We start from the raw sequence: 501 nt of genomic DNA on the forward strand, positions 1-501 counted from the left end.
TCATCAGGCCAATGAATACATTGAGGTTGAAGCCATGATAGAATCTGCTAAAATTATTGCACTTTTTGTCATGGATTGGTGCGGGCTTCATACAGATGGGGAGGATGCGGATGCTCAAGTCAATAAAGAGTAGCGGTGTCACAGCAGTTTTGGACCATGACGGCTTTAATAAACGAATCAGAGTGGTCCGTTATGACGGAGCTATTGAGAAGGCCCTGCCGGATATCTTGGCAGCGGCAAAAGAAGAGAATGCAGAAAAAATCATTGTCTATGCGAAGCAGCATGATGAGCCGATCCTTGCCAAACAATTATTTGCGCCGGAGGGCTATCTAAAGGGCTATTATCTCGGCTATTCGGCTTGTGTCATGGTACGTTACCTTTCAGAAAGCCGGAGACAAACAGATTCTTATACAGAGGAACAGGAGATCATCGAAGCCATATATCGCACAGCGCCCCGTCTTCGCAACGACAGTACACCCGTTTTTACGATGAGAAAAGCAG

At 46.1% G+C, this 501-nt stretch carries 1 protein-coding gene and 1 pseudogene; both read left to right on the top strand.

Going from position 1 to position 501, the window contains the following annotated elements:
* Positions 1-133: hypothetical protein (locus ACWHAR_RS32740; RefSeq protein WP_452089131.1), on the top strand; the 133-nt coding region annotated here is incomplete at its 5' end.
* Positions 111-501: pseudogene (locus ACWHAR_RS32745) on the top strand (putative beta-lysine N-acetyltransferase); the annotation flags it as partial. The gene ACWHAR_RS32740 and the pseudogene ACWHAR_RS32745, both read left to right, overlap by 23 nt.

The sequence above is a fragment of the Bacillus sp. LR--39 genome (genome assembly GCF_053613335.1).